Annotated in this window: 8 protein-coding genes; 2 read left to right on the top strand and 6 right to left on the bottom strand. The window is 61.2% G+C overall.

Annotated elements, in window-relative coordinates:
- Positions 1 to 105: 105 nt before the first annotated feature.
- On the bottom strand, positions 106 to 861 hold the full coding sequence (locus AB4Y36_RS22890) for a BON domain-containing protein (RefSeq protein WP_368684159.1): 756 nt from the start codon (positions 859 to 861) through the stop codon (positions 106 to 108).
- Between AB4Y36_RS22890 and AB4Y36_RS22885 the strand changes: the two genes are divergently transcribed.
- Positions 776 to 1,783 (top strand): catalase family peroxidase, encoded by a 1,008-nt coding sequence (locus AB4Y36_RS22885; RefSeq protein WP_368684158.1) that lies wholly within the window; start codon positions 776 to 778, stop codon positions 1,781 to 1,783. The two genes, AB4Y36_RS22890 and AB4Y36_RS22885, sit on opposite strands and share 86 nt — an antisense overlap.
- Positions 1,780 to 2,376 (top strand): cytochrome b, encoded by a 597-nt coding sequence (locus AB4Y36_RS22880; protein ID WP_368684157.1) that lies wholly within the window; start codon positions 1,780 to 1,782, stop codon positions 2,374 to 2,376. The genes AB4Y36_RS22885 and AB4Y36_RS22880 overlap by 4 nt, the downstream gene beginning before the upstream one ends.
- A gap of 21 nt (positions 2,377 to 2,397) precedes the next feature.
- On the opposite strand, the gene AB4Y36_RS22875 is transcribed toward AB4Y36_RS22880, so the two are convergent.
- From AB4Y36_RS22875 to AB4Y36_RS22855, 5 genes are all read right to left on the bottom strand, one after another.
- A complete protein-coding gene (locus AB4Y36_RS22875) occupies positions 2,398 to 7,935 on the bottom strand; it encodes an AAA family ATPase (RefSeq protein WP_368684156.1) in 5,538 nt (1,845 codons plus the stop codon).
- A 348-nt stretch (positions 7,936 to 8,283) separates the two neighbouring features.
- A complete protein-coding gene (locus AB4Y36_RS22870; protein WP_368684155.1) occupies positions 8,284 to 9,567 on the bottom strand; it encodes a cytochrome c in 1,284 nt (427 codons plus the stop codon).
- A 13-nt stretch (positions 9,568 to 9,580) separates the two neighbouring features.
- Entirely contained in the window at positions 9,581 to 11,818 is a 2,238-nt protein-coding gene (locus AB4Y36_RS22865; RefSeq protein WP_368684154.1) for a molybdopterin cofactor-binding domain-containing protein, read from the bottom strand.
- Position 11,819: 1 nt separating this feature from the next.
- A complete protein-coding gene (locus AB4Y36_RS22860; RefSeq protein WP_368617902.1) occupies positions 11,820 to 12,275 on the bottom strand; it encodes a (2Fe-2S)-binding protein in 456 nt (151 codons plus the stop codon).
- 46 nt (positions 12,276 to 12,321) lie between these two features.
- Entirely contained in the window at positions 12,322 to 13,755 is a 1,434-nt protein-coding gene (locus AB4Y36_RS22855; RefSeq protein WP_368684153.1) for an aldehyde dehydrogenase family protein, read from the bottom strand.
- Positions 13,756 to 13,858 lie beyond the last annotated feature (103 nt).

Here is a 13,858-nt window from a genome sequence, read left to right as displayed (position 1 = left end):
GCCCAGCAAAATAAACTGGTTCGAAAAGCCCGAGGCCGCTTGACGGAGCCGAGGGCGATTCGAACCCGATTCGATGCCGATCGAGCGCAACAGCGCATACGCTCGTCAATTACCTTCCTCGTGCAAACTGAGCTTGCTCGTGACTCCCGTGACCCCCGCAACCTGACGCGCTACATCGATCGCGGTGCGCTCCTGGGTCGGATCGTTGATCAGCCCGACGAGAACCACCTTGCCCGTTCCCGCATTGGCAAAAACGATGATGTCTGCTTCGCCAAGGGCGCGGTCCTTATAGATCGCGCGCTGAACGGTGCGTGCGAACTGACGATTCGCCTCGCGCGCGGATGACTTGCTTGATGCCTTCTGCACAGCATCGCCATTCGCCTCGGCTCCCACCATACCCGACGACTCGACCGCGTTCTGCGCAAAAACCATCGACGAAAACAGCAGTGCGAAACATCCGGTCACTACCTGTTGAATCTTCATCACGGCACCTCCGTTGTTTGGCGAAACGAAATCGAAATGAATCCGCGTTGATGCTACGCCGCATACCATCGAGGTTCTTTCAAAAACATACGATGGATTTCGGGGATGAACGGAAATTTGCCGATTTTCCTTTCCGCACGCTTTTGCGCGGGCACACTGGGAGCGGCGACGTTTCGAGAAAGCGCATAATCTGCGAGCAGCAATCACCATCCAGCGGTTTGTCGATCGGGAGGGCCAGATGGATACCAAGCCGAATACCGCGCGCTCACAGACACGTTCGGTCGTCATCATCGTGCTTGCCGTTGTGGTGATCGTCATCGCGTTTTGCTTCACGGCAGGCTGGCTTTCTCCCAGCCGGCTGACGCCCGCCAAACTCATCGACGCGCTCGCGCCGCCCGGTGGAGCTGCGCCCGGATTCCGGCGAAATCACGCCAAGGGAATTTGCTTCACGGGTGTATTCGAATCCAGCGGCGCGGCGGCGTCCGTTTCGAAGGCGCCAATGTTCGTTGCCGGCACCTATCCCGTGACCGGGCGTTTCAATCTCGGCTCCCCCGATCCCAAGGCGGCCGATGCGGCGGTTCGGGTGCGCGGACTCGGCCTGCGCGTCGTCACCCCTGACGGCAGCGAGTGGCGCTCTGCCATGATCGATGCGCCATTCTTTGCGGTGTCGACGCCCGAGGCGTTCTATGCGTTGCTGCAGGCGTTGGGAAAGAAGGACGACCCCGACGCGATGAAGCAGTTCATTGCAGCTCACCCGGAGTTCCCCGCTTTCGGCGCGTGGCTCACGAAGACGCCGATGACGTCCTCGTTTGCCGAGGAGCAGTTCAACAGCCTCGACAGCTTTGTCTTTACCAACACGGCCGGGCAGGACAGCACGGTGCGCTGGTCCTTCGTGCCTTCTGCGAAGCCTGAACTGCTCTCTGCCGAACAGTTGAAACAGCGCGGGCCCAATTTTCTCGATGCGGATATCGTCCAGCGCGTAGCCGATGCGCCGCAACGATGGACGATGATCGTCACCGTCGCCAATCCCGGCGACCCGAGCGCCGATCCGAGCAAGGCATGGCCCGACGATCGCCGCAAGATTTCAGCGGGCACCCTGGTCGTGCAAGCGATCGAGCCGGAAGCCGATGGCCCGTGCCGCGACCTCAACTTCGACCCTACGGTGCTTCCGCCTGGCATGCATGTTTCAGACGATCCGTTCCCTGCGGCGCGTTCAGCCGCCTATTCCGTGTCGTTCAACAGAAGAACCGCGGAAGCCGGCGATTATCCCCGTACCGCTGCGGCAGGAGTAGCACAATGAACCCGACCGGCCAACGCTTCTCGGCGCTACAGCGTCTTCTTCACTGGCTCATGGCGCTTGCGATTCTCGCGATGTTGTTCATCGGCGTGGGTATGGTGTCCATCATGCGCCCCGATCATCTCACGCTGCTTTCCATACACAAGCCGCTCGGCATTCTGATTCTCGTGCTCGCCTTGATTCGTCTCGCGGTAAGACTTGTAAAAGGCGCGCCGCCGTTGCCCGCCGCGATGCCGCCTGTCATGAAGCTTGCCGCGCATCTTTCGCATCTTGCCTTCTATGTCTTGATGATCGCGTTGCCGCTGCTTGGCTGGAGCATGCTCTCGGCCGGCGACTATCCGGTGGTGGTTGCCGGCGTGCGCTTGCCTGCCATCGCGCCGCACAGCGACGCTTTGCACACGCTGTTCTGGAACTCGCACAAAATTCTCGCGCTGCTATTTTTCTTTCTCATCGTCGCTCATATCGCTGCCGCGCTTTTGCACGCGCTGATCCGGCGCGACGGTGTCTTTGAAGCGATGGCGCCGTGGGGCGATACCGTTTCGGACATGCCAGTCGATAACGGCCTGGTTGCCGGCAAGACCTCCAGCCGCAACTAGTTCACAGGCATACCCGAGCCCTCACGGTGCTCCGTAATCGGCGCCCGGCAACTCGAACTCGAATACGGCGCCCGTCGGCACGTTCGCATGAACCTGCAACGTGCCCCCGTGCGCCTCGACGATGGATCGGCAGATCGACAGGCCCATCCCCATGCCGGAAGCCTTCGTGGTGAAGAACGGTTCGAACAGCCGTTCGGCGTCAGTTTCGCCGATGCCCGGTCCTGTATCGCTGACCGTTATCCGTACGGTGTTGGCGTCGCCGGCGCGCGTGGCGATCGTCAGTTGCCGCACGCCGTCGGCGCAATCGCTCATCGCCTCGACCGCGTTGATGATCAGGTTCATGACGACCTGTTGAAACTGGACGCGGTCACCCTCCACCGTCGGCACATCCGCCTCCAGCTGTTCGTGCAACGTAACATGGTGTTTCGACGCTTCGCCGCGCGTTAGCACGATGACCTCGCGAATCGCGTCGTTGACCAGAAATAGCTCCTGCTTCGCCAACTGCTTTTTGACAAGCGCCCTGATTCGTCGAATCACGTCATTGGCGCGCGTACCGTTCTTCACGACGCGCGCGATAGCCGCACGCACCTCGCCCAGATTGGGCGGGCTTGCGTCCAGCCAGTGCGTGGCGGCTTGCGCATTGAACACCGCCGACGCGATAGGCTGCGTGATCTCATGACTGATCGAAGCGGTGAGATGCCCCAGCGAGGCAACGCGGTTCGCGTGGGTCAGCTCCATTTCGATTTCGTGCGAGCGTTGCTCATGGCTCCTCGCGTCCGCCTCGGCACGTTTGCGCTCCGTGAGATCGACGACGAACGCCACCACCTGCTCCGGTGAACTGCTGAACATCGCGGCACCCAGCAGCACCGCGACGCGGCTGCCGTCGGCGCGGATATACTCCTTCTCGATCGGCGGCAGCACACCCTTCTTTCTCAATTCGGCAATGGCCGCCAGATCCTGCTCATGCCACTCGTCGGGCGTAATCCGCGTGCAGTCGACGAGCCCCGCTGCAAGGTCGTCCTTGCTGTAACCGATCATGCGCAGAAACGCCTCGTTGGCTTCGTAAATCGGGCCCACGAAATCCCAGATAAAGACGCCCACGATATTCGCATCGACGAGACGGCGAATTTTCGCCTCGCGCTCCGCGAGATCGCGATACAGGCGGGAATTCTCGAACGAAATCGCAGCTTGGGAGGCCAGCAGTTTCAGCACAGCCACCCGGCTCGCGGTGAACACGCTGGAGGCGAGATTGTTTTCGAGGTAGAGCAAGGCAACCGGTTTGCCCTGGTGCAGCAAAGGCATGCAGGCCACCGAGTGCGTATGGCGCTCCAGAAAGTACCGATCCGATGAAAAGTCGTGCCGGGCGCTCGCGTCGTGAATGATGACGTTCTCGCGCGTCCTGATCACATACTGAAATATCGATACAGGCAAGCGCCCGCTCTCCACGGCCGACTTCTCCAGACTGACCGCGATCACCCCGCCGCCTGTGGTTGCTTCGGCCTCGATGTGAAAGGCGGCGTCGCTTACGACGATCAACAGACCGCGGTCCGCGCCCGCATGTTCGACGGCCGTGCGCATCACCGTTTGAATCAGGTCGTCGAGCACGATCTCGCTCGAAATCGCTTTCGAGACCCTGATGACCGTGGCGAGATCGAGATGCTCGACAGACGCTTCCATGCTGCTGACCACCGAGTAAGGCTGGCTGGGTTGCTCGATGCGCGGATGCAAAGCGTCGAGTTGCCGAACCTTGCCTTTCGCGCCCCATCGCGCGAACGCCTGCCGTGCGTTCCCCATGTACATGTCGCCAATTTCGGCCAGTCCGCGCGCGGCGTAGAAACGCGCGGCTGCCTGACACGCGACCGCCTCGTTATGGATGAAGCCGTTCTCGCGCGCAGAGCGGATCGCGAGATCGTATCGCTGTTCCGCCTGCGCTATGTCTCCACGAATACGCGCCATTTCTGCACCCGCGAGCGCCGCGCGGCTCACGAAATTTTGCGGGCAATGCGAGGCCCATTTCTCCAGATGTGCCAAATGAACACGGATCGCATCGACATGTGCCTGCCGGTCCGGCATGTCCGCTTCGTTCCAGCAGGCCGCATGACTGAGCGCGCCGTAGAAGTGAAACTCCGCCGTTTCGAACTGCGAGGTCGCGACCCACAACACCTTTTCGGCGTGTCGTTTCGCATCGAGCGCCTCAGCAAATTCGTCGGCGATATATCTCGCCTGCAATTTGCGCGTCCAGTAGTCGAACGCGGGGAGCGCCAGGCTCGGGGAACTGTGCAGGTGGCATTCGAATGCCGCCTCGTCGAATTGCGCGTCATCGAACGAGCCAAGACGTTCCGTCTCCCCGCGCAGGGTCCTCACGAGACCCCGATACGTGACGAGCATGTCGGTGACGAGCTGAAACCGGGCGCGTTCGGATATCGCCACTGCCCTGTCTACTTCGGCCTGCACATCTTCGAGATTGTCGCCGACCGAGACGAGATTCTGCGTCAGATCGCAAAGGATATACAGCGTATAGGTCAGGTCTCCGCTTTCGTTCGCCATCTCGAGCGCCCGCCGTATCGGCTCGTGGCCTTCGAGGACATGACGCGCCCATGGCACCACGATATTGCCGAAAGAGGTATAGGTTCGGGCTCTGTACTTCGTGAGGCGCTTTTTCTCGACCAGATCGAGGCCGAGCCGCCCAAAGCGATAGCCGGCCTCGTATTGATCGAAAACCGGACCGGCATACGTTGCGAGCCACACATAGGCATAGCAGGATGCGTCGCTATTGCCGTATTCGAGGCTCAGGTTGACCATCCGGCACAGTACCAACGCGCAGAGATGCTGATCGGTGAAGAATGCCGGTGTCACGATTTCCGTCAACACGTCGAGCGTATCCTGCACTTCGGAATCGGCGAGCAAGGGCAAATCGATCAGGTCTTCGATCTCCCGCTCGCCAAGCAACGCGGCGATACGTTCGAATTCGTGCCGCACCGCCCATTCGTCGGGATGGGGCGACCAGTCCGTTCCGCCCTCCCGCAGGTATTGCAGGCAGATCTCAACGCTGCGCTCGCTCTGGTCGAGTGTCGTATGGAGCGTGATGCGCAATCGCGTCACCATCGCAGCGTGATGCCGTGTTCTCGCGCGTCGCACCAGTTCCAAGAGCCGCGTTTGCGCCGAATACGTTTTCGTGCTCAGCAGTTCGCACTCGGCGAACAGATATTCAATCGAGAAAAGCAGATCGTAGTTGGCGAGCCAGTCGGTGTCCGTCAACAGCGAACGGCCGGCACAAAGATAGGCGAGCGCGGAATCAAATGCGGTCGCGGCTTTTGCGCGTTGCGCCGCCATGAGATTGAGTTGCGCCACCTGTTCGCGTTCCGCGCGCTCCTCGAGTTGCCGCGTGGCGCGATTGAACTGGCTGACTATGTCAAACACTGCGTCTTCACGATTCGCTGGCGGCGTATTGTCGAGCAGCCGCCTGCCTATGCGCAAATGCATCGACGTTCGCGCCGATTCGTCAACGAGCGTGTATGCGGCTTCCTGCACCCGGTCGTGAAGAAAGCGATAAGCCCCGCCGGCGCAAAGTACCAGTCCGGCCTGCACCGCAGGCGCAAGCGCTTCGCGTATTGCCTCATCCGGCAACTCGCAGATCGTCTCGAGCAGCGCGACGTTGGCCGCATTGCCGATACAGGCAAACTGCTTCAGGACGATCTGCGTGCGCTCGGGCAGCCGCCCCAGCTTGTCCAGCATCAGCGCGACGACGTTCTCCGTGTAGCCCTTGGCGTGAATTTGCTGGAGATCCCATGACCATCGGCTGGCAACGTGATCGAACGTCAGCAAGCCCTCGTCGGCAAGCGCCGAGAGGAACTGCAGCGTGAAAAAAGGATTGCCGCCGGTCTTCTTGTGCAGCAAACGGGCCAGCGGTACGGCGCGTGTGGTGGGGCAATGCAACGCATCACACACGAGTTGTTCGAGATGCAGATTCGCGAGGGGCGCGAGCACGATGTCTTGCACAGGCGCGCGGGACGCGCGGATGGCGTCCATTTTCTGTGCGAGCGGATGCTCCGCACCCACCTCGTTGTTCCGGTATGCGCCCACGACCAGCAGATGCTCTGTGTCGCCCTGAACGACCAGGTCTTCGAGGAAATCGAGCGTCGCAATGTCGAGCCATTGCAGATCGTCGATAAAAATCGTGAGTGGGTGCTCGGGGCGAGCGAATACGGAAATGAAACGGCGAAAGACGAGATGGAAGCGCCTTCGCGCGTCCTGCGCAGCCAGAAGCGGCACGGGCAACTGCTCGCCGATGATCATGGCCAGTTCGGGCACCAGATCGACGATGAGTTGACCGTTGGGGCCCAATGCGCGCCGAAATTCGTCGCGCCACACCGCGAGCTCGTCTTCACTCTCGCCCAACAGCAATCGAACGCCGGAGCGAAACGCCATGGCGAGCGACGCGTAGGGAATATCACGCGCAAACTGGTCGAACTTCCCGGCGAGAAAAAGCCCTCTGCTGGGCACGAGGGCCTTGTGCAATTCGTTGACGACCGCTGATTTTCCGACGCCCGAGTAACCGGCAACGAGCACGAGTTCGCTGCGTCCTTCCTTCGACACACGCTCGAAGGCGGCAAGAAGCGCGGCAACTTCCGCAGTGCGGCCATAGAGCGTTTCCGGTATCAGCAATTGATCGGGCATGTCGAATTGCGCAAGCGCGAAGCTCGCAATATGCCCGTGTGTCTCCCAGTGAGCGAGGCAGCGCCGCAGATCGTGGACAATGCCGGCCGCCGTTTGATATCGATCTTCGGCCGTCTTGCCCAGCAGCTTCATGACGATTGCCGAAATCGGCTGCGCGAGCGACGCCACGAGATCGGCCGGCGAAGGAGGTTGTCGTGCGATATGGCAATGCACGAGTTCCATCGGATCGGTTGCGCTAAACGGCAACTGCCCTGTCAGCAACCAGTAGAAGACCACGCCCAGCGCATAGAGATCGCTGCGCGAATCGATCGATCGGTTCATCCGCCCGGTCTGCTCGGGCGCCATGAAAGCGAGCGTTCCCGCGATGAATTCCGGAGGCACCGGCAACTGGCGTTCGCGCTGAATCACCGAAGCGATGCCAAAGCCCGTGAAACGCACCGCGCCGTTCCCTTTGTTCAACAAAATATGTCGCGGATTGATGTCGCGGTGGACGATCCCCCTTGCATGCACTTTGCCCAATGCGTTCGCGATGGTCACGGCAAGGCGCAGAAATTCGACTGGCGTCACGGGAACGGAAAGCGTTTCGAGAGGCTCGTCGCCGGCGTCTTCGAGCACCAGCATTGTCTGCCCCTGCTCGTCCAGCAGTTGCAGCGGACGCGCCGCGGCGGAGCAGTCGAGCTTGTCGGCGAGCGCGTATTCGTGCGCGAGGCGGCCCACCGCCTCACGATTCGGCAGATTGCGCGCCGGGCACACGATCAGCACGGATTCGCGCGTGTCATCATCCATTCGCCGTTTGCCGCGGCAGACGACAAAGGCGCCATCATTCCACGCGGCTTGAAGCGATTCGACAGACTTAGCGTCGGGCCAAGGGGCCAATCGCATCGACTGATACTCCCAGGAAGCTGGCGAGATGCATCGGCAATTCAAATAACCGCGCCTTGCCGTAATAACTCGATGCCCTGCTTCAGTCTATGCCAATAGCATGTTTGGCGACTACCAAACGGCTAGCTGCAACCAGCATTGACCGCGAACAATTGGGGCGCCAAGCGTGAGGACATCGAGGAGACAGACGCCTGCGGGCGCGTGTCACAAGAAGGGCAGGTCTAGAGGTATCGACGTTATACACGACAACCTGATGCCGTGCTTTACGCGCGTTCCGGTTCGGGATTCCGGAAATAGCGCGGCCGCCTGGAGGAATGGTGGCCGTGTTGCCGTGTTACCTATTGCCTGCTATTGCGCCGAACCTTTCACTGTTTGCTGACGGAGCTTTTCCACTTCACGCGCGGAAACTGGCGGCGCCCCGTTATTCCAGCCGCTGCGTATAAACGTCAGAACATTGGCGATCTGCTCGTCGTCGAGCACGTCCGCGAATTTGGGCATCGGGTATGGCGCCGGTACACCGCCGATGATGATGTCTTCCGTGCCATTCAAGGTCACGTTGATCAAAGAGAGCGGCTGTTCTGCCAGTACGTTCGGGTTGCCGGCAAGCGGCGCCAGCAGCGGTGGGAACCCTCTTCCGTCCGGGCCGTGACAATGCATGCAGAAAGCCGTATAGAGGCGCGCACCGGCGTCGTTTGCCGGGCGCCCGAGCGACACCTTCGTCGCTTTGGCGTCGTACGCATAGTCAGGACCGCCCGATCCGCCTGCTGCGGGCAGCGATTTCAGATAGCGCGAAATCGCCGCGAGGTCGGCATCGGACATCGCCTGACTGCTATGGTTGATCACACTCGTCATCGAACCGAATGCAGCCGCGTGCAGATTCGCCCCTGTTTTCAGGAACTGCGCGATATCCGCCTGCGACCAGCGACCCAACCCCGCATTGTGGTCTCCCGTGAGATTCGAAGCGAACCAGTTATCCACGGGCGCGCCCGTCAAATAGACGCCGTCGCTCTCGTCGAGCGCCTTCTCCTGGAAGCCGATGCCGCGTGGCGTATGGCACGATCCGCAGTGACCGAGCCCTTGAACCAGATAAGCTCCGCGATTCCAGGCGACATCCTTGGCCGCCTTGTCTTCATACGCGCCCTTGTGCAGAAACACCATATTCCAGAACATGAGTGGCCATCTCATGTTCAACGGCCATTTGATATCGGACTCGCGATTCGCGTGCTTGACCGGTTCAACGCCTTTCATGAAGTAGGTATAAAGCGCGTGCACGTCGCTGTCGCTGACCTTCGCATACGATGGGTAAGGCATGGCCGGATACAGATTGTGGCCGTCTCTGGCCATGCCTTCACGCAAGGCGCGTGCGAAGTCCGCCTCCGTGTAGCGGCCAATGCCGGTATCGGGATCGGGCGTGATGTTCGTCGAATAGATGGCGCCCATCGGCGTCATCATTTTCAGTGCCCCCACGAACGGTTTGCCGTTTTGCGTCAAGTGGCAGGCAACGCAATCGCCCACCTTCGCGAGATATTCGCCACGCTGGATCAGCGCCGCGTCATCCGCGAAAGCCAGGTTCGAAACCATCAACAAGGCAAGTTCGCAACTGCGGACGAGTGCCTTCAATGCCGTTCTCATCGTTGGCCTCCGTCTATACGGACCGCAACTGCTTGCCCACCGGCAGATCACGCAAACGCTGGCCAGTTGCCGCATAAATTGCATTTGCGATTGCGGGCATTGCCGCCGACGTGCCGGGCTCTCCGATTCCGCCAGGCGCTTCGCCGCTCTTGACGATATGCACGAGAATTTCGGGCGCCTCGTGAATGCGCAGTATGCGGTAGTCCGTAAAGTTGCTTTGCAGCACGCGTCCGCGTTCGACCGTCACCTCGCTGTAAAGCGCGCCCGTGATGGCGAAGATTACGCCGCCCTGAATCTGCGCCTCCACCGTGTTCGGATTGACGAACATCCCGCAATCCACGGCGCACACGACACGATTCACGCGCACTTCACCCTGCTCGACCGTGACTTCGGCGACCATCGAAAGATAGCTGCCAAAGGCGTGCATGACGGAAACACCTCGCCCCTGCCCCTTCGGCAATGCGCTTCCCCAACCCGAAAGCTGTGCCGCGATGTTGAGAACGTTAAGCGCGCGCGGCGACTTGCCGAGCAGTTCGCGGCGATACTGCACGGGATCGGTTTTGGTCTGCACCGCAAGCTCATCGACAAAGCTTTCGACGACGAACGTACCACGAGTTGGACCGACACCTCGCCAGAATGCAGTAGGGACCGCATCCGGCTCTTGCCGCACGTAGTCGACAAGCTGATTAGGCAAATCGTAGGGAAGCGCCGCCGCAACTTCCACCGCATCGGGATCGACGCCGTTCTTGATCGTCGAAGGCGCGAACCGCGAAAGGATCGACGATCCGGCAATGCGATGCTGCCATGCAACCGGTTTGCCGTGCTCGTCGAGACCCGCCGAAATGCGGTCGTAGTAGTAAGGCCGGTACATGTCGTGCTGGATGTCCTCCTCGCGCGTCCAAGTCACCTTGACGGGCGCGTCCACCTGCTTCGCGACTTTCACCGCCTGTGTGACGCCATCCACCTCGAGCCGCCGCCCGAATCCGCCGCCGAGCAGGAAGTTGTGCACCACGACCTTATCCGCCGGGAGACCGGTAATTTTTGCGCCTGCGTCACGCGCGCGTGTGGGGACCTGCGTGCCGACCCAGATATCGCAGCTATCCTGCTGCACATGCACCGTGCAATTCATCGGTTCCATCGTTGCGTGCGCAAGGAACGGCTGCCGATAGACCGCATCCACACGCGTCTTTGCACCTGCGAATGCGCGGTCCACGTCCCCTTCCTTTCGCGCGACGGCACCTTCGCGCTGTGAAGCCCGCTCGAGGTCGTCGACGATCGTCTTGATGGACACCGACGCGCCCGCCCCTGCGTCCCAGCTGATCTTCAACGCCGCCGCGCCGCGCTTCGCCGCCCAGGTATGGTCGCCGACCACGGCCACGGCATTGTCGATCTTGACGATCTGGCGCACGCCCGGGATCTTCCTCGCCGCGCTATCGTCCACTGCGGCGAGTTTTCCGCCGAACACGGGGCAGTTGACGATCACCGCGTACACCATGCCGGGCAGCCGCACATCCAGCCCGAACATCGCACTGCCGTCCACCTTTTCGGGCGAGTCGAGCCGTCGCGCCATCGTGCCGATGAGCTTGAAGTCTTTCGGGTCCTTTAGCGTGACCTCGCCCGGAACCGGCAGCTTGCCGGCGGCTTCCGTGAGTTGGCCGTAGGCGAGCGTGCGATTCGTGGCGGCGTGAATCACCTGGCCGTTCTGCGCGTGGCACGTCGCGGGGTCGACCTGCCACCGCTGCGCGGCGGCGTTGACGAGCAGCGTCCGCGCCGTGGCGCCGGCGCGCCGCATTGGCTCCCACGCGTAGCGGATCGACGTCGATCCGCCCGTCAACTGACCGCCCAGCAACGGATCGAAGAACAGCTTCTCATTGGGCGGCGCGTGGTCGAGCGTGATGCTGTCGAGCGGGACTTCCAGCTCTTCTGCGATCAGCATCGGGATCGAGGTGTACACGCCCTGTCCCATTTCGACCTTCGGGATAATGAGCGTCACCTTGCCCGACGTGTCGATCTGCACGAACGCATTCGGCGCAAACACCGCGCTCTGCGCAGTCTCGACGCCGTCGCCGCCAATCACCGTCTTGCCTACGTCGCCCTCGCTGCGCGCGGGCAAGCTGAACCCGAGTATCAACCCGCCGCTGCCCAGTACCGCCACGCTCGCGCTGAACTTCAGAAAAGCCCTGCGTGTGAGGCCTGCTAGCGCTTCGTCCCGCGGTTCGCCATTTTGCGCATCAACGAGTCCCTGCGACACGTCACGCCTCCTTGACCGCCTGTTTGATGGCCGCGCGAATGCGGTTATAGGTGCCGCAACGGCAGATATTGCCCGCCATCGCAGCATCGATATCGGCGTCGCTCGGGTTGCCGTTCTGCGCAAGCAGCGACGCCGCCTGCATCACTTGTCCCGACTGGCAATAGCCGCACTGGACCACGTCGAGCTTGCGCCACGCGGCCTGAATGCGTTTTCCCGCGGCCGTATCGCCGACTGCCTCGATGGTCGTGATCTTGCGCTCGCCCACGGCCCCGACCGGATAGACGCACGAGCGGACCGCGACGCCGTCGACATGGATGGTGCAGGCGCCGCACTGCGCGATTCCGCAGCCAAACTTGGTGCCCGTGAGCCCGACGAGGTCACGCAACACCCACAGCACAGGCATGTCGGGCGGCGCGTCCACCGTACGCTGCTGACCGTTGACTTCAAGCGTTACCATCGAAACTCCTGATCAGTGCGTCTCCGGCGAAATCCATGCGCGGTACTCAACTCTGCTTCATGACCATCAAACGCAGCTCCGTCATGTCCTCGATCGCGTATCGCACGCCTTCACGCCCGATGCCTGAATCTTTCACGCCGCCATACGGCATGTTGTCGACGCGGAAGGACGAAATGTCGTTGATGACCACACCGCCCACGTCCAGTTCATCCCACGCGCGGTGCGCGTGCGAAAGCGAATCGGTAAACACGCCTGCCTGCAGGCCGAAATCGCTATCGTTGACCGTGACGAGCGCTTTTTCGAAATCGTCGAATTTCTCGAGAATGGCGACGGGCCCGAACGCCTCCTTCCGATAGAGATCGGTTTCGCGCCCGACATTCTCGACGAGTGTCGCCTCGAACATCGCGCCTTCCACCTTCCCGCCCGCGATGATCGACGCGCCAGCCGCCACCGCGCTTTCCATCCAGCCCGCGAGCCGACGCGACTCGGACACCGATATCATCGGGCCGACAAAGGTGGCCTCGTCCTTCGGGTCTCCCGCCTTGAGCGATTTCGTTTTTGCAATCAACTTCTCGCGCAATTCGTCATAAATCGAAGCGTGCACGAGAATCCGCTGCACATGAATGCAGCTCTGACCCGACTGATAAAACGCGCCAAACGCGAGCCGCTCGACGACATAGTCGAGCTTTTCGCGCTGATCGCTATCGACGATCACTGCCGCATTGCCGCCGAGTTCCAGCACGACCTTCTTCTTGCCCGCTTTCGCCTTCAGTTCCCACCCCACTCCGGGCGAACCCGTGAACGAAAGCAACTTGAAACGCTCGTCGGTCGTGAAGAGATCGGCGCCGTCTCGATGGGCAGGAAGAATCGAAAACGCGCCCCTGGGCAGATCGGTTTCCGCCATGACCTCACCGATAATGAGGGCGCCGATGGGCGTGCGGCTCGCGGGCTTCAACACGAACGGAACGCCGCAGGCCAGCGCCGGCGCCACCTTGTGGGCGGCGAGGTTCAGGGGGAAGTTGAACGGGGAGACGAACGAGCACGGACCGATGGGAACCCGCTTCACGTAACCCTGGTATCCCCTGGCACGCTGCGAAATCTCGAGATTGATGATTTCGCCACCGATTCGCACCGACTCCTCTGCCGCGACCTTGAACGTGTCGATCAGGCGGCTCACCTCACCACGCGAATCCTTGATCGGCTTGCCCGCCTCGATACACAGCGCCACCGCCATTTCTTCGGCACGCTCGCGAAAACGCGCCACGCAGTGCTCGAGCACGGCTTGACGTTTATACGGGGCAAACTTGCGCATCTCGGGCATGGCCGCTTCGGCGAAGCCTATGGCCTTGTCGATCGTTTTCGCGTCGGCCAGCGCGACGCGCGTGGCGACTTCGCCGCTGAACTTGTCCGTCACCTCCAGGTCGGTATTGGCGGCGACTGCCTCGTTCGCAAGGTAGTACGGGTAGCTCTCCTGCAACATGACGTGCTCTCCTTTTCTCAAGGCGGCCGAATCCAGAATAGCCATCGACTGTATGAGCGTCTTTTTTGAAAACACGCGATTTTTCCGCTCCCCACGAGGACGA

Origin of the sequence: Paraburkholderia sp. BR10936, from assembly GCF_040965735.1 — a bacterium.
GTDB classification, from domain to species: Bacteria; Pseudomonadota; Gammaproteobacteria; order Burkholderiales; family Burkholderiaceae; genus Paraburkholderia; species Paraburkholderia nodosa_A.
Note: the sequence above shows the minus strand (reverse complement) of the source record. Positions and strands in the feature narration are given on the sequence as shown.

Bases quoted from the DNA above. Each gene is read 5' to 3' on its own strand.
- AB4Y36_RS22890 (WP_368684159.1), bottom strand. From the start codon at position 861: ATGAGTTTGGCGGGCGTCAGCCGGCTGGGAGAAAGCCAGCCTGCCGTG.
- AB4Y36_RS22880 (WP_368684157.1), top strand. From the start codon at position 1,780: ATGAACCCGACCGGCCAACGCTTCTCGGCGCTACAGCGTCTTCTTCAC.
- AB4Y36_RS22855 (WP_368684153.1), bottom strand. From the start codon at position 13,755: ATGTTGCAGGAGAGCTACCCGTACTACCTTGCGAACGAGGCAGTCGCC.
- AB4Y36_RS22870 (WP_368684155.1), bottom strand. From the start codon at position 9,567: ATGAGAACGGCATTGAAGGCACTCGTCCGCAGTTGCGAACTTGCCTTG.
- AB4Y36_RS22860 (WP_368617902.1), bottom strand. From the start codon at position 12,275: ATGGTAACGCTTGAAGTCAACGGTCAGCAGCGTACGGTGGACGCGCCG.
- AB4Y36_RS22875 (WP_368684156.1), bottom strand. From the start codon at position 7,935: ATGCGATTGGCCCCTTGGCCCGACGCTAAGTCTGTCGAATCGCTTCAA.